The organism is Corallococcus sp. AS-1-12 (assembly GCF_020036995.1).
GTDB lineage: Bacteria > Myxococcota > Myxococcia > Myxococcales > Myxococcaceae > Corallococcus.
In genome coordinates, this window is the sequence record NZ_JAIQDD010000007.1 from 261,474 (window position 1) to 280,475 (window position 19,002).

13 protein-coding genes and 1 pseudogene are annotated in these 19,002 nt (G+C 70.1%); 11 read left to right on the forward strand and 3 right to left on the reverse strand.

Features of this window, described 5'->3' with window-relative positions; translation table 11 throughout:
• The 11 genes and pseudogenes from K8556_RS14875 to K8556_RS39765 form a co-directional block, all read left to right on the forward strand.
• Complete coding sequence (locus K8556_RS14875; RefSeq protein WP_370639924.1) at positions 1–1,698, forward strand: hypothetical protein; 1,698 nt, start codon at positions 1–3, stop codon at positions 1,696–1,698.
• Between the two features lie 44 nt (positions 1,699–1,742).
• A complete protein-coding gene (locus K8556_RS14880) occupies positions 1,743–2,072 on the forward strand; it encodes a cytochrome c (protein ID WP_223740730.1) in 330 nt (109 codons plus the stop codon).
• 59 nt (positions 2,073–2,131) lie between these two features.
• Positions 2,132–2,449 (forward strand): hypothetical protein, encoded by a 318-nt coding sequence (locus K8556_RS14885; RefSeq protein ID WP_223740731.1) that lies wholly within the window; start codon positions 2,132–2,134, stop codon positions 2,447–2,449.
• A gap of 191 nt (positions 2,450–2,640) precedes the next feature.
• Entirely contained in the window at positions 2,641–3,354 is a 714-nt protein-coding gene (locus tag K8556_RS14890; protein WP_223740732.1) for a hypothetical protein, read from the forward strand.
• A gap of 24 nt (positions 3,355–3,378) precedes the next feature.
• Positions 3,379–3,819 carry a c-type cytochrome gene (locus K8556_RS14895; RefSeq protein WP_223740733.1) on the forward strand — a complete coding sequence of 147 codons (441 nt, stop codon included), beginning with the start codon at positions 3,379–3,381 and terminating at the stop codon, positions 3,817–3,819.
• On the forward strand, positions 3,819–8,123 hold the full coding sequence (locus K8556_RS14900) for a DUF4114 domain-containing protein (RefSeq protein WP_223740734.1): 4,305 nt from the start codon (positions 3,819–3,821) through the stop codon (positions 8,121–8,123). The genes K8556_RS14895 and K8556_RS14900 overlap by 1 nt, the downstream gene beginning before the upstream one ends.
• Positions 8,120–8,632 (forward strand): prepilin-type N-terminal cleavage/methylation domain-containing protein, encoded by a 513-nt coding sequence (locus K8556_RS14905; protein WP_223740735.1) that lies wholly within the window; start codon positions 8,120–8,122, stop codon positions 8,630–8,632. Before K8556_RS14900 ends, K8556_RS14905 begins: the two co-directional genes overlap by 4 nt.
• Positions 8,629–9,924 (forward strand): prepilin-type N-terminal cleavage/methylation domain-containing protein, encoded by a 1,296-nt coding sequence (locus K8556_RS14910; protein WP_223740736.1) that lies wholly within the window; start codon positions 8,629–8,631, stop codon positions 9,922–9,924. Before K8556_RS14905 ends, K8556_RS14910 begins: the two co-directional genes overlap by 4 nt.
• A complete protein-coding gene (locus tag K8556_RS14915; RefSeq protein ID WP_223740737.1) occupies positions 9,921–10,610 on the forward strand; it encodes a Tfp pilus assembly protein FimT/FimU in 690 nt (229 codons plus the stop codon). Before K8556_RS14910 ends, K8556_RS14915 begins: the two co-directional genes overlap by 4 nt.
• Positions 10,611–10,777: 167 nt before the next feature.
• Positions 10,778–14,362 carry a transcription-repair coupling factor gene (mfd, locus tag K8556_RS14920; RefSeq protein WP_223740738.1) on the forward strand — a complete coding sequence of 1,195 codons (3,585 nt, stop codon included), beginning with the start codon at positions 10,778–10,780 and terminating at the stop codon, positions 14,360–14,362.
• Positions 14,363–14,400: 38 nt separating this feature from the next.
• Positions 14,401–14,617, forward strand: a pseudogene (locus K8556_RS39765) (DUF2652 domain-containing protein); the annotation flags it as partial.
• Between the two features lie 76 nt (positions 14,618–14,693).
• Here K8556_RS39765 and argE read toward each other — a convergent pair.
• The 3 genes from argE to K8556_RS14940 form a co-directional block, all read right to left on the reverse strand.
• Entirely contained in the window at positions 14,694–15,836 is a 1,143-nt protein-coding gene (gene argE, locus K8556_RS14930; protein ID WP_223740739.1) for an acetylornithine deacetylase, read from the reverse strand.
• Between the two features lie 67 nt (positions 15,837–15,903).
• Positions 15,904–17,436: a ChaN family lipoprotein gene (locus K8556_RS14935; protein WP_223740740.1), complete on the reverse strand. Its 1,533-nt coding sequence runs from the start codon at positions 17,434–17,436 to the stop codon at positions 15,904–15,906.
• Positions 17,437–17,524: 88 nt separating this feature from the next.
• Positions 17,525–18,949: a hypothetical protein gene (locus K8556_RS14940; protein WP_223740741.1), complete on the reverse strand. Its 1,425-nt coding sequence runs from the start codon at positions 18,947–18,949 to the stop codon at positions 17,525–17,527.
• Positions 18,950–19,002 lie beyond the last annotated feature (53 nt).

Consider the following 19,002-nt stretch of genomic DNA (forward strand, 5'->3'; position numbering starts at 1 on the left):
GTGAGCGCCGAACCCCACCCCACCTCCCCGCCGCCCCCCGACGCGGCCCCGGCGCCCCCCACCGTGGCGCCCGCGCCCCGCGCCACGGGACTGCCCCGGGCGGTGTGGGCCACGGTCGCGGCGCTCTACGTGGTCCTCTTCCCGTACCACCCGGGCCTGCGCTCGCCCAACGAGCTGTGCCGGCTGTGGCAGACGCGCGCCCTGGTGGAGGACGGGACGCTGGAGATCAACCGCGCCCTGCGCGACTACGGCCCGGTGGGCGACCTGTCCGTGATGGACGGGCGCTACTACCCGTCCAAGGCGCCGCTGCTCTCCTTCGCCGCGGTGCCCGTGTACGCGGGCCTGCGAGCCCTGGGCGGCGGCCACCGCTACGCCGTGCCGGAGGTGCCGCTCGTCTTCTTCAGCCGCCTCTTCCTCACGGTGCTGCCCACGCTGGGGCTCCTGTGGCTGGTGCGCCGCTTCCTCCGCGCGTTCCTGTCCCCCGTCGTCGCGGACGGCGTCACGGTGACGTACGCGCTGGGCTCGCTCGCGTTCAGCTACTCGCTGCTCTTCATGAGCCACCAGACGACGGCGGTGCTGCTCTTCGCGGGCTTCTACGCGCTCTGGAAGCTGTCGCGCGGCGAGTGGCGCGAGCGAGGCTACGCCGTGGCCGGCGCGTGCGCGGGCGCCACCGTCGCCGCCGAGTACACCGGCGCGCTCGGCGTGCTGGGCCTCATCCTCTACGCCATCCTCACCGTGCTGAGCGTGCCAGCGCCCTGGGCCGCGCGGCTGAAGAAGCTGGGCCGGGCCACGGGGCTCGCCGTGCTGGGCGCGCTGCCCTTCATCGTGGCGCTGGGGCTCTACCACCAGGCCACGTTCGGGCACCCGCTGGAGACGGGCTACAAGCACCTCAACGACGCGGCCTACCAGCCGTGGCACCTGGGCGGCTTCCTGGGCATCCGCACGCCGGATCCGCGCGCCTTCACGCTGTCGTTCTTCTCCCCGCTGCGGGGCCTCTTCACCCTGTCGCCGTTCCTGCTGCTCGCGCTGCCCGGGCTCGCGCTGCTCAAGCGCCTGGGCAGGACGTCTCCGGAGGCACGCGCCCTCTTCTGGATGTCCGCGGCCACGCTCGCCGGCTACACGTACTTCACCTCGTCGTTCACCTACGACTCGTGGGGCTGGACCACCGGGCCCCGGCACCTCACGGGGCTGGTGCCCTTCCTGCTGCTGCCCGCGGGGCTGGTGCTGGAGCGGCTGCGCGGCGCCGGCAGGCCGGTGCTGTCCGGCGTCGCGGCCATGCTGTGCGCGGCGTCCGTGCTCGTCACGGGGCTGGCCACCTTCGTCAACTACATCCCCGACGACGTCTCCACCCCCGTGCTCGCGCTGGCCCGGCCGCTCCTCCTGGACGGCTACCACCCGCCCAACCTGCTCGCCTTCCTGGGCCTGCCCACGTCCCTCGCGGGCGCGGTGCTGCTCGCGGCGCTCGCCGCCGTGGCGGCCTGCGTCTTCGTCGCGCTGGGCCGGGACGAGTCCGCCCGCGCGCCCGCGCCCGCCGCCTGGGTGGCGGGGCTCGCGACGCTGGCGGTGATGGCGAGCGCGCAGGCGGTGTTCACCCGGAACGACCGCGCGGATCAGAACGCGGTGCGCTTCCTGGAGTCCGTCTGGCTCCAGCCCCCCGGCCGCCCCACCGCGCCCTTCTGGCCCCGCGCCGGTTCCTGAGCGCGTGGCTATACTGGCGTCCCCCTCCCCCCTGGAGACCGTGCATGACCCCGCGGTGGTGCCTGCTGTCCACCCTCCTGCTGTGCGCTCCAGCCCTCGCCCACGCCGAGGACGCCGCCGCCCTCTGGGACAAGAGCTGCAAGAACTGCCACGGCCCGGACGGCCGCGCCCAGACGCGCATGGGCCAGAAGGAGTCCATCCCCGACATGAGCCGGGCCGCCTGGCAGAAGGCGGAGTCGGACGCCGAGCTGCGCGAGGTCATCGCCAACGGCTCGTCCCACAACCCCAAGATGAAGGCCTACAAGGACCGGCTCACCCCGGAGCAGATGGACGCCCTGGTGCGATACATCCGCACCTTCAAGGCGAAGGAGTAGCGCTCGTGAATAACCCTTCGCGTCCGGGCGTCGTGGGGAGTGGGAGAATGGGAGCCGCCATGAAGACCCTCACCGTCGCCATCGTGTTCTGCCTGTCCATGGTCAGCCTCTTCACGTCGGTGCGCGCCGACGCCAACGCCTTCCCCCGCCTGGAGCCGGGCATCTCCCAGCCGGTGGCGCTGATGCCCAAGGGCGGCGACGGCAAGGGCGGCGGCAAGGGCGGCAGCGACGGCGGCAAGGGCGGCGAGGAGGACGAAGAGGAGTACCGCCGGCAGACCCGCGCCCTCTCCCAGAAGGCCGCCCTGGAGCTGGTGGACCCCGGCGTCCTGGACGACATGCTCCGCCTGCGCGCCGCCGTGCGCGGCGGCCAGCGCTGAGGCCCGGGCGACCTCGCAAGAATGAGCGGGCTCGCAAAGTTTGCGCAGCCGCCTGACGTCAGACGGCACCCCCCCGCATCACGGACATCCCTTATTCCGGCGGGTTGAGCGCCGGAATTCCCGGCACGAAGATTGCTGTTCAGGGGCACCCAAGCCGTACCTCCCCCCAGGGGTACGTGAAGGAGCCCCCGATGGTGCGTCGCCCAACCCCCCGCCGTCAGTCCCGTGGCTTCACGCTCCTGCTCGCGCTGGGCGTGGTCGCGGTCGTGACGATGGCGGTGATGCTCAGCTACAGCGTGGTGGGCCGCGAGGCCGACACCCAGGCGGACACCCGCCGCCAGAAGCAGGCGTTCTTCGCCGCCGAGGCGGGCCTGGCCGAGGGGCGCGAAGCGGTGCGCCTGATGATGGCGAAGAACAGCGGCATGAACCAGTTGACGCTGTCCACCGCCCTGGGTGGGGCCGCGCCGGTCGCGGACATCCCCGGCATCGCCGGCGCCAATCCCCCCTGGTTCGAGCTGCTGCCCGGCGCGGGGGGCGGCAACTGGAACAACTACACCCTGCTCAAGGCGAACATGGGGCCCGCGGAGATCCCCGCGGGCGTCGACTTCCCGGAGCAGAGCAACGTGCGCTACCGCGTCTTCGTCCGGGACGACGTGGATGACGACTCGGACAGCGTGGACTCCAACGGCCAGTTGTGGCTCCTCGCCGTGGGCGAGGTGACCACGCCGAATGGCCGCCCGACGCGCTCCCTGGTCCAGGCGCTGGTGACCAACGCGGAGGGCGACTCCGTCTTCATGCCCGGCTGCCAGCAGCGCAACTGCAGCTCGGACCAGACTGGTGGCCACAACCCGGACGAGAGCACCGCCGGGGAAGGTGTCGCCATCAAGATCAACCCGTACCCCTGACCTCGCTTTCCCCCACGAGCCCTCATGAAACGCCTGCCCCTCATGCTGCTCCTGCTCCCGGCGCTCGCCAGCGCCCAGGAACGAGGCGAAGTGTCCTTCAACAAGGCCTGCGCGCAATGTCACCAGGCCCGCACGCCCACGGAGACGCCCAAGAGCCTGCTGGGTGTCCGCCAGCCGGTCGGCCCCTACATGGACCAGGTGCTGCGCAAGAAGAGCCTGTCGGAGGTCCGCACCTGGGTGGAGTCCCCCCACCGGATCAACCCCAAGACCAACTGTGACACGCGCCTGCTGAGCCGCGATGAGCTGGACGGCCTCACCAGCTACCTGTCCACCGTCGTGGTCGCTCCGCCGCCGACGCGCCGGATGCGGCTGCGCCGGCAGATGGAGGAGCAGGCCGCGGCGCTCCAGAAGGCGGATGCGGAAGCGAAGGCGAAGTCCCAGCCGAAGACCCAGGGGAAGCAGTGATGCGCACGCTCTTTCAACGAACCCTCACGGCGCTGGTGCTGACGGTCGCGACGCCCTCGCTGACCACCGCGCAGCAGCTCTGCCAGGACGACCTGGCCAACGACAAGCAGGGCGACTTCAAGCTGGGCCCCAACGGCCTCACGGTCGCCAACAACACCATCATCCTGCGCGACGACGGCCGGCTCCAGCTCAACACCAACCTCAAGAAGCTGGACTCGGAGAACATCACCTTCCCGTTCGACCAGACGGTCACCATCGACTACGTGTACGAGTCCGCCGGTGCGTCGCACTCGCTGGGCTACCTGTACATGGATGACGTGGTCGCCCGGGGCTACGCGGATCCCGTCACCCGCGAGCTGGTCGACAAGAACAACAACGGCATCCTCGACCTGCACGAGGCCATCTACAACCTGACGCCGGACGACGACACCGTCCTGCCCATCAAGTACGTGGGCAAGACGCGCCGCTGCACCCGGTCCTTCACGTCCGGCGGCAAGAAGTACATGGAGCCCGACCTGGCGATGAAGGGCGACTGCTCCAAGACCTTCGTCCACAAGACGGACGTGACGGACTCGCGCCCCGTCCGCGCGGACTCCAGCTTCTACAACATCGAGAACGACTGGGTCGGCACCAACGACATCAACGGCACCGGCGGCGACAACGGCCTGTTCCCGTACATCCCCAACCTGCTGGAGCCGGCCGCCCCGGCGAACAACAACCTGGGCCTCGGCCGCATGGTCTTCCTGCTGGTGGATGACGACAGCGACAAGACGGTGCACCGCAACATCGGCCCCGTCTCGGACGTCACCGACACCTACGACGGCGTGCCGGACTACAACGTCTCCCAGTACGACTTCCGGGGCATCAAGCTGCCCGCGCCCCCGGTCGGAGACCCCGAGTACACCAACTACCAGCAGATCAACACCGGCGACCGCCGGGTGAACCTGGGCCTGGTCCAGGGTGGCAAGGAGATCGTCTTCTTCGCCGTCGTCTACTACGACGCCCGCCACAACACGGACAACGACACGGTCGCCCCCTGCCTCAAGCGCCAGCCCTACACGGGCAACGCCGACGAGGACGGCAAGTGCCTGCTGCACCTGCAGACGACCGTCTCCGTGTTCTTCTCCAAGGCCACCTGGAACCTGGACCAGAACTTCAAGGCGCCCGCGGACAACAAGGTGGCGGAGCGCAACATCGGCTGCAGCTACGAGGAGAGCTGCACCTCGCCTGCGTCCGCGACGGCCTGCACCATCGCGGGGACCAGCAAGAAGGCCTGCGGCTGGCTGGAGCAGGACACGCTCGACCGCCTGGACACGGCCGCCTACAAGAACCTGAAGATGCCGAAGGAGGGCGTGACCGTCATGCGCCCCGGCACGGAGCCCGGCAACCCGCAGATCGCCATCGACCGGATGAACTACATGCCCCACGTCATCGTGGGCGCGCCGACCACGGACCCCTTCCGGTGGATCCTCGGCTTCGAGGACCTCAACGGCGGCGGTGACCGCGACTTCAACGACATCGTGTTCATGATCAACAAGGAGAACGGCGGTGGCGCCAAGTCCACCACCATCACCTCGGACGTCATGGGCGACACGGGCGACAAGCTGGGCCCGAACTTCACCATCACCAAGGTCCGCTTCCGCCGCCAGGACGACGTCGCCCCGTACGCGACCCCCGGCAACCCGCCCACGAACATCCGCCCCAACGCCGGCTGCACCAAGGCGCCGTGCTGGACGGAGGAGGTCCCGGGCGCCTGCACCGCGAGCGGCGTGAAGCCCACCATCACCTATTCCATCGCCGTGGACTGCCGCGTGCTGGACGCGGCCGGCAAGTACCAGAAGAACGAAAACCCCACGTGGGTCCCGGTGCCGCTGGACAACAACAAGCAGTACCCGGACCAGGAGGTGGAGGTCGACATCCTGGCGCTGGGGCTCACCGGCTCGCAGTTGTGCTGGAAGGTGGACATCAGCAGCCCCAGCGAGCTGTGCCGTCCCATCATCGACGACGTGGACATCGGCTACCAGGCGGTGCGCTCGGGCGCCTACGCGCGCTCCAGCCCCAGCACCATCGGCAACGTCGCCGTCTGGGGCGTGAACGAGACGCCGGGCCAGAACTGGGGCGCGGGCTGGAACGCCGAGGGCACCCTGCCGCCTCCCGGCAACCGCGCGTATGACGGCGGCAAGGACTTCGGCATCCGTGGCCGGCTGTACCTGCAGTCGCTCTACAACCCGGAGAACCCCAAGGCGACCGAGCCGAAGCTGCGCTGGGAGGCCGGGCGCGTGATGGCGCTGTCGCTGGCCGCCTCCAACCCGCTCAACCGCAAGCTCTACACGATGAACAACGCGGGGGACCGCCTGGACGTCAAGCACGCGGACATGGGCAACACGCTGATGCCCGCCTCGCTGTGCAACACGTACAGCGAGATTGACGGCCGCTACCTCTACGACCTGAACCACGACGGCGTCTGCACCGTGGCCGCGTCGACGTCGCCCTACAGCGACCGGCAGTTCCTCATCGACTGGCTGTATGGCTACGAGGACGCGAGCGCGGCGCTCGCCGTGAACAAGTTCCGGCCCTGGCCCTTCGGCGGCATCAACATCTCCACCGTGGCGCTGGCCGTGCCGCCGTACGCGGACCCCTGGTACCAGAACGCGAAGCCCGCCGAGCGCGACCTCTTCCGCACGAACTTCCTGGAGCCCCTGAAGACCCGCAGCACCCGGGCCTTCGTGGGCACCATGTCGGGCGTGCTCCACTCCTTCGAGTCGGGCGCCTTCCGCAACGACGTGGATGACCCCTGCACGCCGGGCAACAGCCAGTTCCGTGGCTACTTCGTCGCGTCGTCCTGCCCCAGCGACGGGAGCCCGGCCCTGCGCGATTACGGCTCTGGCAAGGAGTCGTTCGCGTACATGCCCAACCTGCTGCTGAGCCAGTACCGCAACCAGTACGTGCGCTTCCGCGGCTCGGGCACGCTGCCCAAGCCGCAGATGGACGCGTCGCCCAGCATCGCCAACATGGACTTCGGCGACCGCGACAACTGGGACTCTTCCATCAAGTACAACTGGAAGCCGGAGGCCACGGCGCAGAAGAAGCGGGGCGCCAAGACGGTGCTCGTCTCCGCCTCGGGCAAGGCCAGCCCGGTGGTGTTCGCGATGGACATCACGAACCCCACCGACAGTTGGTACCCGCTGCCGCTGTGGGAGTTCAGCCTGGCGGACACCGGCGTGGCGTCCGCCTTCACCAGCGCCATCGCGACCGACAACACCGTGCTGATGCCGGACAACTCGGGCTCCCGGCACTCGCCCGCCCTGGGGCGCATCTCCTGGGGCTCCTCGGCGGAGGAGGACCGGCGCTGGGTGGCGGTGGTGGGGACGGACTACGACCCGGGCGACCTGCGCGCGGGCGCCGTCTACCTGCTCGACATGAAGACGGGCAAGCCGCTGACGTATGGCGGCGGGGCGGCCGGCAAGTACGCGGGCGTCCTCACCTTCGAGCAGGGCTCCGGCATCGCGGCGGAGACGCCGCTGGTGGACCTGGACCAGGACGGCTCCTATGACGTCATGTACGTGCCCACCACGGCCGGCAGCGTCTGGCGCGTGAACTTCAAGGACGTGGCCACCAGCGGCAGGAAGCTGGGCGGACAGGTGAAGAAGTGCATGGTGGCCCACGCGGCCTCCGCGCTGAAGAACCGCCCGGACGCGAACCAGACGGAGCTGGACCTGCAGGAGCTCTACTCCAACATCGCCGTGAAGGTGGTCAGCAAGGATTCGGGCCCGGCGGTGCGCTTCTACTTCGGCACCAGCGACAGCCCGGACAAGTACACGGACGGCTACCCCGAGCCGGATCCGAACAACCCCACGTACCAGTACCACCTGCTCGCGTTCGAGGACCCGGACCCCTCGGGCAGCAAGCCGTGCGCGCCGCTCACGCCCCTCTGGGTGCAGAAGCTGGCGCCGGGCCAGAAGCTGTGGGGCGGCGTGGCCCTGAGCGCGGAGAGCGTCTACGCCGCGACCGCGGTGGGCACGGCGGCGGACATCTGCAGCCTGGACGCGGACGCGCATGGCGAGGCGTACACGGCCAGCCAGGCGTCGGGCGTGCTGACGGGCGGTGGCCCGAAGGCCCTGACGGGCCACGCCATCTCCTCGCCGGTGGTCCACGACGAGCACCTCTTCGTGCTCACGGCCACGGGTGAGATGCAGGTCACGGGCGATCCGGAGAGCTGGAACAACAAGGCGGGCACGAGCGGTTCGTCCCGCTCGCAGATCATGCTCTGGGAGCCGCTGCCCGACGGGAGACTGCCGCAATGAAGCAGCGCGCATCACGGGGTGTCACCCTGCTGGAAGTCATGGCCACCATGGCCGTCATGCTGCTGGGAGTCGCGGCGGCGATGACCGTGGTGAGCCAGACGAGCCGCTCCAACCGCCGCACGCTGACCGCGAACCAGGCGCAGCTCATCGCGGAGCGCACGCTGGAGAACATCCTCCAGCGTGGCTGCCAGGGCTCGCCGACCTGCGACACGGTGAGGGACCGGACGTTCAGCGTCTGGCAGACGGCGGATGGCTTCCTGCGGAACGAGGCGCCCACGGACCCCAACATCGTGGCGCGCCAGTACACGGTGGACGTCGACGTGGACAACCCGGCGGTCCCCGGCACGATGGAGGCCGGGAGCGGCCTGGGTGAGCCGTCCCTCAGCCGCACCCTCGCGGCGGGCACGGCGGGCACGCTCGTGAACGTGCGCGTGTCCGTCAGTTGGATCGAGCCGGGCCTCCGCGAGGACCGGCAGATGGTCGTCATGCAGACCCGGATGGCACCGTGAGAGACGCTCGATTCCCTGTTCGGGGCTTCACGCTCCTGGAAGTGATGATCGCCAGCGCGCTGGGGGTCATGGTGCTCACCACCGGCCTGGTGGTGGGCGCCCAGATGCAGAAGCGCGCCATCTTCGAGGAACAGACGATGACCGCGCAGGTCACCGGGCGCGCGGTGAAGGAGATGCTGTCGCTGGACATCACCCGTGCGGGAGCGGGCATGGGCAACGCGCCCATCTCCTTCCTCACGGGCGGCGCCACCGACGAGCGCTCGGCCATCACGGTCTGGCGCCAGCCGGACCTGAAGACGGGCGCGAACACGCCGTTCGGCCCGGACGCGGACTTCGAGCCGCCGCCCGCGGGCTTCCCGGCGTCGGACGCCCTCCAGCTCTACTGGGGTGACACGAACGGGATGGTCACCCTGGCGCCGTGCGGCTCCGGGAAGGTCCGTCAGTCCAAGACCGAGTTCTGCGCCAAGCCGAACGCCTCGACGGCCATGGTCACCCCCAGCGGCCCGACCTCCGCCATCATGGTCAGCGGCGGCAACCGGGCCGCGTGCCCGGTCACCATCACCGGCATCGCGCCCAGCGCGACCACCCCCTCCACCATCACGGTCGACGGGGCGAAGGCGGAATCCCCCGTGTGCGAGGACTTCGGGTCCCCCTCCACCATCTGGACGCCCAAGTCCGGCTCGGACGTGGTGAACTGGCTGGCGCTGCGGCTGAGCGGCGCGGCCTACCGGGTGAACTGGAAGGGCGGCATCCCCACGCTGGAGTACCTGGCGCCGGGCTCGCTGACCTGGTCCGTGTTGAGCCGCGACGTGGAGCAACTGACCGTGCGCGAGGGCGTCGTGGACTTCGACCCGGCCCTCAAGGGCGACCCCAACCGGTACTACGAGCTGGAGTGGTACCCCAGCGTCGCCGGCGAGACCAACCACCGCAACCCGGGCGTTCCCCACCCGGCCATCTCCGAGTGTGACGAGGCGAAGTACAACCTCGACGCCTGCAAGACGGACGACCTCAACGAGAGCGGGAACGCCCTCCCGGCCCTGGCGACGTACCCGGCCGCGGACCGGACGAAGGAGGTCATCAAGCGCCTGCGCCAGCGCGTGCGCGAGCTGGAGGTGACGCTGGTCATCCGCACGCGGCGCATCAACCGGGACGCGGACATGACGGGCACGGATGAAGAGGGCCAGCCGAAGGACGGCTACACGCGCCGGCGCTACACCTTCCGCGTCGCGGCGCGCAACATGACGGTGGGCCTGCAGCGGCCGGCGGACCCGTCAGCTCCGGTGACTCCATGAAGCCCACGCGTGGCATGACGTTGTTGGAGATGATGACCGCCCTGGCGGTGATGGCCGTGTGCATCACCCTGGCGGTCGCGGGAATGCAGGGGAGCATCGGCGGGCAGAAGGAGAGCGCGGCCACGCGCGAGCTGTGGTCGGGGGCGCTGCGGGCGCGCCAGTTGGCCATCAGCACGAACCAGCCGGTGCGCATCGTGGTGGAGAACGACGTCGTCCAGGCGAACGGTCAGCAGTTCACCGTGGCCCGCTGGGAGCGGCTGCGCTGCGGTGACGCCGCCACGGATGACTGGAGCACGGCCCAGTGCCCCAGCAACGCCTGCCTCAACCGGACGTGCCGCACCACGCCCGCGTGCTGCACGGAGACGGGGCCGGACATCGTCATCCCGCCCACCATGGACGCCTCCAACATCAACAACCTGTGCTTCCTGCCGGGCTCCGGCCGGCCGGTGTTCAACCGGATGGACTGCATGCGGGGGCAGCTCGGCCAGCCCGAGCTGGTCGCCGCGGCGGCCCCGACGGACAGCTCCATCCAGTTCCGCTTCACCTCCGACCGCGCCAAGAGCGTGCTGATGGTGGAGCCGCTGACGGGCTTGTCCAGCGTGATGGACTGCGACTCGCAGGCGGCCACCACCACCGACACCAGCCGCAGGGACGTGCGGCTGGCGACGGCCTGCGCGGCCCCCTGAGCGGGCCCGCCGCGCGCCCGGGGACCTTCCCATGTCCCGGGCGCGCGTGCGCCTCCCCGCCCGGCGGCCGTCCCGCTGCGCCCCTGGACACGACAGGGGTCCGCATCCAGCGTTGATTTGGGACAGGGCGCACCCTAATTAGCCGAGGGCCCCACACGGGCCCCCGAATGGATACCTCCCTTCCCCCGAAGTCCGACGGCACGTCCTGGCCCGGCGGCGCCCCCTCCTCCTCCGGTGATGCCTTCGCCCGGCTCCTCGCCTCCCTGCGCGCGGGGCACCGCGCGCGGACGCAGGGGGTGAAGGGCGCGGCGCGCGGCCACCTGCTCGCCCGCCTGCACCGCGAGCTGCGCGCGCCCCTGGTGTGCGTGGCCGTGGACGAAGAGGCGGCGGACGCGCTCGCGCACGACCTGGCCTTCTTCCTGGGGGGCACCGGCAGCCTGCTGGAGCCCCGCGTGCTGCGGCTGCCCGCGGACGAGGTGCTCCCGTACGACGAGCTGTCGCCGGAGGCGGGCCCCATCACGGAGCGCCTGGGCGCGCTGTTCCACCTGGCGCGCGGCACGCCGTTCCCCGCGCTGGTGCTGTCCCTGCGCGCGCTGCACCGCCGCGTGCTGCCGCTGGGGGTGATGGAGGGGCTGGCCCAGCGCGTGGAGGTGGGCCAGGACTTCGACCGCGACTCGCTGGCGCGGAAGCTGGCGCTGATGGGCTACCAGAACAGCCCGCTGGTGGAGGACAAGGGCACCTTCAGCGTGCGCGGCGGCCTGCTGGACGTCTTCAGCCCGCTGTACGAGCGGCCGGTGCGCCTGGAGTTCTTCGGGGACACCATCGAGTCCATCCGCGTCTTCGACCCGGAGTCGCAGCGCACCGTGGACGCGCTCAAGTCCGTGGACCTGGTGCCGGCGCGCGAGCTGCTGCTCACCGACGACACCCGCCCGCGCGCCGAGGCCGCCGCCCGCGCGGTGGCGGACCGCATCAACCTGCCCACCATCAAGCTGCGCGAGCGGCTGGACGCGCTCCGCGAGGGGCTCCCCGGCTTCGGGCTGGAGGGGCTGCTGCCCGGCTTCTTCGAGGGCGGGCTGGCCTCCGTGTTCGACTACCTGCGCGCGTGGGCGAAGGAGCCCGTCGTCTACCTGGACGACCCGGTGGGCCTGGACCGCGTGCAGGAGGAGCTGTGGGCGGAGCTGGCCAAGGGCGTGGAGGAGGCGGACGCGCGCCAGGACCTCACCTATCCGCCGGAGCACCACTTCCTCACGCGCGAGGGCGTGGCGGCGGGACTCGAGGCCCTGCGCGTGGTGGAGGGCGGAGGCCTGTCGCTGTCGCAGTCCGGAGCGCCCGTGGCCTTCACCTTCGGCACGACGCAGGACCTGCGCGAGGCCATCCTCGCGCACCACGGTGAGGAGGGCGCGCTCACCCCGCTGGTGGAGCGGCTGCAGCGCTGGCGCGACACCGGCGTGGCGTGCGCGGTGGCGTGCGGCACGCTCAGCCAGGCGGACCGGCTCAAGCGGCTGCTGCTGGACCGCTCCGTGATGGTGAAGGTGCACACGGAGGCGTTGCAGGACCCGGCGAAGCTCTACGAGCCGGCGGTCTGGGCGCACCTGTTCACCGGCGAGGTGAGCCACGGCTTCATCGACCCGGAAGGCCGGCTGGCGGTGCTCGCGGACGAGGAGATCTTCGGCGTCCGCTCCCGCCGCCGCGTCAAGCGCAGCAAGAAGCTGGACGCGTTCGCCGCGGGCTTCAAGGACCTGAAGGAAGGCGACCTCATCGTCCACACCGACTTCGGCATCGGGCGCTACGCGGGCCTGACGAAGATGGAGGTGCAGGGCGTGCCGGGGGACTTCCTCGTCCTGGAGTACGCGGGGCGGGACAAAATCTATCTGCCGGTGGGCCGCATGCGGCTCATCCAGAAGTTCACCGGCGGCGACCCGGAGAAGGTCCAGCTCGACAAGCTGGGCACGACGAGCTGGGAGAAGACGAAGAAGCGCGTCAAGGAGCAGTTGCTCAAGATGGCGGCGGAGCTGTTGCAGATGGCCGCCGCGCGCAAGGCGCACCCGGGCTACGCCTTCGCGCCGCCGGACCGCTACTTCGCCCAGTTCGAGGCGGACTTCGAGTTCGAGGAGACGCCGGACCAGGCGAAGGCCATCGAGGACGTGCTGTCCGACATGCAGAAGGCGCAGCCGATGGACCGGCTCGTCTGCGGCGACGTGGGCTACGGCAAGACGGAGGTGGCGATGCGCGCCGCCTTCAAGGCCACGCTGGACCGCAAGCAGGTGGCGGTGCTGGTGCCCACCACGGTGCTGGCGCAGCAGCACTTCCACTCCTTCAAGAAGCGCTTCAAGGACTACCCCGTCACGGTGGAGGTGATCTCCGGCATCCGCAAGCCGCCGGAGATCCGCGACATCCTCCGCCGCGCGAAGGAGGGCAAGGTCGACATCGTCATCGGCACGCACAAGCTGCTGGCGGGTGAGGTGGCCTTCAAGGACCTGGGGCTCCTGGTGGTGGACGAGGAGCAGCGCTTCGGCGTGAAGCAGAAGGAGGCGCTCAAGCGGCTGCGCACGCAGGTGGACGTGCTGACGCTGACGGCGACGCCCATCCCCCGCACGCTGCACATGAGCATGTCCGGCGTGCGCGACATGAGCATCATCGCCACGCCGCCGCAGGACCGCCGGGCCATCCGCACCTTCGTGATGAAGTACGACGAGGCCGTCATCAAGGAGGCCGTGGAGCGGGAGATTGCCCGCGGTGGCCAGGTCTTCTTCGTGCACAACCGCGTGGAGTCCCTGCCGTCCATGGAGCAGGAGCTGAAGAAGCTCCTGCCGAACGTCTCCATCGGCGTGGCGCACGGGCAGATGGCCGAGGGGCAGTTGGAGAAGGTGATGCTCCAGTTCACGGAGCACAAGTTCCAGGTGCTCCTGTGCACCAGCATCATCGAGAGCGGCATCGACATCTCCAGCGCCAACACGATGATCGTCAACCGCGCGGACCAGTTCGGTCTGGCGCAGCTCTACCAGTTGCGCGGGCGCGTGGGCCGCAGCAAGGAGCGCGCGTACGCGTACCTGCTGGTGCCCACCCGCCGTCCGGTGACGAAGGACGCGCAGCGGCGCCTGGAGGTGCTCCAGAACTTCACGGAGCTGGGCGCGGGCTTCTCCATCGCCAGCCACGACCTGGAGATCCGCGGCGCGGGCAACCTGCTGGGCGAGAAGCAGTCCGGCGCCATCGCTGAAATCGGCTTCGACCTGTACGCGCAGTTGATGGAGGAGGCGGTGGCGGAGCTGCAGGGCCAGCCGCCCAAGGTGCACGTGGAGCCGGACATCAACCTGCCCATGCCGGCGCTCATCCCCGATGACTACGTGGCGGACGTGCACCAGCGGCTGGTGTTCTACAAGCGCTTCAGCCAGGCCAGCCACCCGGACGAGGTGACGGACCTGCGCGCGGAGCTGGTGGACCGCTACGGCGAGGCCCCCGACGAGGTGGACGCCCTCTCCGAGGTGACGCTCTTGAAGATCGACATGCGCGAGCTGCGGCTGCGCGCGCTGGAGGCGGGCCCGGGCCGGCTGTCGCTGGCGCTGGGCGGCGACGCGCTCCTGGACGGCGCGAAGGTGGCGGGGCTGGTGCAGCGCTCCAAGGGCTTCTACCGGCTGACGCCGGACATGAAGCTCATCGCCCGCGTGCCCCCGGAGGTGAAGGGGCACGCCCTGCTGGCGGAGGCGCACAAGCTGCTGCGCGACGTGGGCACCTGCGCGCTGCCCCGGCACTGACGCACCTGGCGGGGACTTTCCGCTAGGCTGGCCGCCGAATGGCGATCGAGAAGGCGCTGTTGCTCATCGCGGACATCGGCGGCTACACCCGCTTCATGCGGCAGCACCGCTTCGGTCTCGCGCACGCGCAGGACACGGTGGCCCAACTGCACGCTCAAGTTCGTGGCCCACGCCGGGGAGGTCGCCTTCCAGAAGGTGAAGCACCTCACGGAGCTGGCGGGGGTGGACGTCATCCTCGTGCACCGGGAAGTACGTGCTCGGCCTCAAGGAGGCGTGCCAGGGCTTCCGCAACGTCGAGGTCGTCGACGAGAAGCCCTGAAGCGCCGCGCCCTCAGCCGCCCGTGCAGAAGCGCGCGACGGCCTGGGTGAGCGCGGCCTCGCAGCGCACCAGGTCCTCCATGGGGACGAACTCGCCCGTCTGGTGCGCGACGCGGATGTCGCCGGGGCCGAACACCACGGCCTCCGCGCCCAGCTCCGTGAGCTGGGGGGCCTCCGTGCCGAAGGACACCGTCTCGGATGCGTTGCCGCTGACCTGCTCCAGGAAGCGCACCACGTCCGCGTCGCCGCGCGTGTGGACGCCGCGGTCCATGCGCAGGACCTTGATGCGCGCCTCGTAGGCGGGCTCGTCGCGGGTGAGCTCCTGGCGGATGTGCTCCATCAGCTCCGGGACGCGCTCGGCGGCCTGACCGGGGATGGGGCGCCATTCGACGGTGAAGCGGCAGGAGCCGGGCAGGACGTTCTTCGCCTTTCCGCCCTGGATGAGGCCCACGTTCACGGTGGTGAAGGGCGGCTGGAAGCCCTCGTCGCGGTCCTCGCGCAGGACGGTGTTCGCCAGCGCCTCCAGCCGGTGCAGGAAGCGGCCGGCGCGGAAGATGGCGGACGCGCCCAGCTCCGGGTACGCGCTGTGCCCTTCCTTGCCCAGCACCTCCACCTCCGCCAGGCAGTAGCCCTTGTTGGCGCGCACGGGGATGAGGCGCGTGGGCTCACCGACGATGGCGTGCCTCGCGCGGCCCAGGCCGGCGGCCACCAGCTTCTTCGCGCCCACGAGGCCGACCTCCTCGTCCGCGGTGAGGATGACGAGCAGGGGCGCGTCCAGCCCGGGCAGGTCCTTGCGCGTGGCGGTGTGCAGCGCGCAGGCGATGAAGCCCTTGGTGTCACAGGCGCCGCGGCCATACAGCTTGCCGTCGCGCTCGGTGAGGCGCAGCGCGTCCGTCCAGGCGGCGTCGTAGGGCACGCAGTCGGAGTGGCCGACGAGGGCCAGCGCGGCGCGGTCGGCGTCGCCCTTGCGCGCGATGAGGTTCACCTTCGCCACGCCCGCGTCGTCCGTGTAGTGCTGGCGCTCGGAGGTGAAGCCCGCGGCCTCCAGGCGCGCCTGGGCGTAGTCGATGAGGGGCGCGTTGGGGCGCGAGGACGTGGTGTCCAGCGCCACCAGGTCGGCCAGGGTGGCCCGCAGCGCGGGCAGCGTGTCGCTCATGGGACGGCCTCCAGTCAGGCCACCTCCATGCCACCGCCCGCGCCGCGACGCCAGTGTGCCCGCGCCCTCAGCGTCGCGAGGAGGCCACCACGTCCGCGTCCGGGGCCCGCGGGAACACGGAGTTGTCATCCGCGCCCGGCCGGCCCAGGCCCTTGGAGATGGCGGGCGCGGACGCGGTCACCGGGCCTACGTAGAAGACCCCGTGGTAGCCGTCCTTGTTGGGGGAGTCCCAGACGTGCACGAAGAAGCGGTCGCCGTTGTCCTTCCCCTTCGCCTCCTTCACGCCACAGTCCAGCTTGCGGCCCTGCGCATCCGGCGCGCAGATCCACGCCGAGCCGCTGTCGTACGCCACGTCCAACGCCACCACGTGCTTCAGCCGCTCGGACAGGAGCCGCCCCATGGGTTGGTACTGCTTGTCCCAGGGCAGCCCCTTCGCCGTGCGCGGATGGATGTTCCCGCTCACCACCAGGTGGAAACGTGTGGGGCCGGCCTCCACCTCCTTCAACACCGTGGCGGCCAGCGCCTGCTCGCGCGGCTGCCCCGTGAGCTTCGGGTGGTCGTAGACGAACACCGCCACGTCCAGGCCCTGTGCGCGCAGTTGGCGCAACTGCTCCAGCATGTTGGCCACGGCCTCGCTGCCACGGCCATCCGGATACGGGCTGCGCCAGAACGGCGCCTCCATCAGCTTGAGCCAGTCCTCCTCCCTGCCCTGGCTCTGGAGGAACGTGGTGATTCGCTTCTGGTCGTCCACCGGCAGCTCCAGCCCCACCGACACGGGCAGGCCCCCCGCGGTGAGCTGGCAGGCGGCCTGCGCGATGAAGCGCGGCACCTGCTGGGTGCCGTGCAGCTCGCCCAGCAGCAGCACCCCGCCCGCCTTGGCCTGGGCCTTCAGGCCGAGGATGGGCGCGCCGCACTCGGTGAACACGGGCGCGGACTTCGCTTCGGGCGCTTTCGCCACCTGCTGCACGGCAGTGGGCGGAGTGGCGCCGTCCTTTGCCGCCAGACGTGGCGCGATGGCGTGAAACACCCGCCACTCCATGGTGAGGTCGCGCGTGCCATGCGCGGACTCCGCGACGATGGCGTTCTCTCCACGCGGCATCGAGAACCGGTCCTCGTCGTCCTCCACGCTGAGGGCGAAGCCACCCTCCAGTGTTTCGGGGCCTCCCGGAGCGGGCTGGATGCCCCCCAGGTCCTCCAACCGGTTCTGGAGGTCGAGCCCCATGTTGCGGCTCACGCCCCACTCCAGCTCCTTGCCGGGCGCGGAGAGCGTCTTGTTCGCGCTGCGGGTGACACGGATGATCCACAGCTTGCTCTTCGTGGGCGTCTCCCGCTTGCCGAGCACGAGGTAGCGGTGCCAGTAGCCGGAGACCTTCGAGCCGCCGAACTCCTCCTTCCATTCCGTCTGCAGCACCGGGCTTCCCGGGGCCTCGCGGAAGGTCAGCTTCGCGTCCACGAAATACTGACGCACCGAGGGCCAGATCTCCTCCAGGGGCCGGTCGTAGATGGCCTCCCGGCCCATCAGGTCCCAGTCCACCGGTCGGGCGGCGCATCCCACCGCCAGGAGCAACACCATCCACCCCATGTTCAGCATCAAGCGCATTCGCAGTGCCTCCATCGCGTCACGCGACGCGGAAGGAATGTGACGTGGCGGGTGGGCATATCGAGTCGCGCGTTTCCGCTGCGATGGACTACGGGCTCGGCGTGGACACCGTGTCCGGGTTGCCCAGGCCCTTGAGGACGGCGGGCTCGGACGCCGTCACGTGTCCCACGTAGAACACGCCGTGGTAGCCGTCACTGTTGGCCGAGTTCCACCGGTGGACGAAGACGCGGTCTCCGTTGTCCTTCCCCTTCGCTTCCTTCACACCGCAGTCCAGCTTGTTGCTCCGCGGGTTCGCCGCGCAGATCCACGCCGTGCCGCTGTCGTAGGCCATGTCGAGCGCCGTGACGTCGTCGAGTTCCGCCTTCAGCAGGTAGCCCATCGGCTTGTACTGCTTGTCCCAGGGCAGGCCCTTCGCCGTGCGCGGGTGGATGTTGCCGCTCACCACCAGGTGGAAGCGCTCCGGCTTCGACTTCACCTGCGCCAGCACCGTCTTCGTCAGCGCGTCCTCGCGCTGCTGCCCCGACAGCTTCGGGTGGTCGTAGACGAACACCGCCACGTCCAGGCCCTGCGCTCGCAACTGCCGCAGTTGCTCCAGCATGTTGGCCACGGCCTCGCTGCCACGGCCGTCCGGGTACGGGCTGCGCCAGAACGGGGCCTCCATCAGCTTGAGCCAGTCCACCTCACCGCCCTGGCTCTGGAGGAACGCGGTGATGCGCTCCTCGTTCTCCACTGGCAGCTCCAGCCCCACCGTCACCGGCATCCCCACCGTGACCAACTGGCACACCGACTGCGCGATGAAGCGCGGCACCTCCTGCGTGCCGTGCAGTTCGCCAAGCAGCAGCACCCCACCCGCCCTGGCCAGCTTCTTCAGCCCGAGGATGGACTGGCCGCACTCGGTGAACACCGGGGCCTCCTTCGCGCCCGGCGCCTTCGCCACCGCCTGCTCCGCACGCACTTCCTGCTTCTTCGCCAGCTTGGGCATGACGCCCCGGAACACGCGCCACTCCATGGTCAGGTCGCGCGTGCCCTGCCCCGACTCCATGTAGAAGGCGTTCTCGCCCACGGGGAAGGTCAACCGGTCCGCGTCGTCCTCCACGCTCAGGTCCGAGACATCTTCAGCGCCATTGCCAAGGCTTCGGGAAGTGCCCCACTCCAGTTCCTTGCCGGGCCGCGACAGCGTCTTGTTCACCGACTTGGTGATGCGGATGATCCACAGCTTGCTCTTCGTGGGCGTCTCCCGCTTGCCGATGACCATGTAGCGGTGCCAGTAGCCGGCGATCTTCGAGCCGCCGAACTCCTGCTTCCACTCGGTCTCCAGCACCAGGCTTCCCCGGTCCTCCCGGTAGGGCAGGCGCGCGGCCGTGAAGTACTCACGGACCGACGGCCACATCTCCTCCAGGGGCACGTCGTAGATGGCCTCGTAGTCCGGGGTCTCCAGGTCCTGCCGCCCGGCACAGCCCCCCACGGCCAGTCCCATCAGCATCACCAGCGCCAACCCGATTCCTGAACGCATCCACATCCTCCTTCCCCCACAAACGGGCCGGTGGCGCCTCCATATCGAACCGG

Excerpts from the sequence above, each read along its gene's own strand:
- K8556_RS14880 (WP_223740730.1), top strand. The coding sequence starts at position 1,743 with ATGACCCCGCGGTGGTGCCTGCTGTCCACCCTCCTGCTGTGCGCTCCA.
- K8556_RS14885 (WP_223740731.1), top strand. The coding sequence starts at position 2,132 with ATGAAGACCCTCACCGTCGCCATCGTGTTCTGCCTGTCCATGGTCAGC.
- K8556_RS14890 (WP_223740732.1), top strand. The coding sequence starts at position 2,641 with ATGGTGCGTCGCCCAACCCCCCGCCGTCAGTCCCGTGGCTTCACGCTC.
- K8556_RS14895 (WP_223740733.1), top strand. The coding sequence starts at position 3,379 with ATGAAACGCCTGCCCCTCATGCTGCTCCTGCTCCCGGCGCTCGCCAGC.
- K8556_RS14900 (WP_223740734.1), top strand. The coding sequence starts at position 3,819 with ATGCGCACGCTCTTTCAACGAACCCTCACGGCGCTGGTGCTGACGGTC.
- K8556_RS14905 (WP_223740735.1), top strand. The coding sequence starts at position 8,120 with ATGAAGCAGCGCGCATCACGGGGTGTCACCCTGCTGGAAGTCATGGCC.
- K8556_RS14915 (WP_223740737.1), top strand. The coding sequence starts at position 9,921 with ATGAAGCCCACGCGTGGCATGACGTTGTTGGAGATGATGACCGCCCTG.
- mfd (WP_223740738.1), top strand. The coding sequence starts at position 10,778 with ATGGATACCTCCCTTCCCCCGAAGTCCGACGGCACGTCCTGGCCCGGC.
- argE (WP_223740739.1), bottom strand. The coding sequence starts at position 15,836 with ATGAGCGACACGCTGCCCGCGCTGCGGGCCACCCTGGCCGACCTGGTG.
- K8556_RS14935 (WP_223740740.1), bottom strand. The coding sequence starts at position 17,436 with ATGCGCTTGATGCTGAACATGGGGTGGATGGTGTTGCTCCTGGCGGTG.
- K8556_RS14940 (WP_223740741.1), bottom strand. The coding sequence starts at position 18,949 with ATGCGTTCAGGAATCGGGTTGGCGCTGGTGATGCTGATGGGACTGGCC.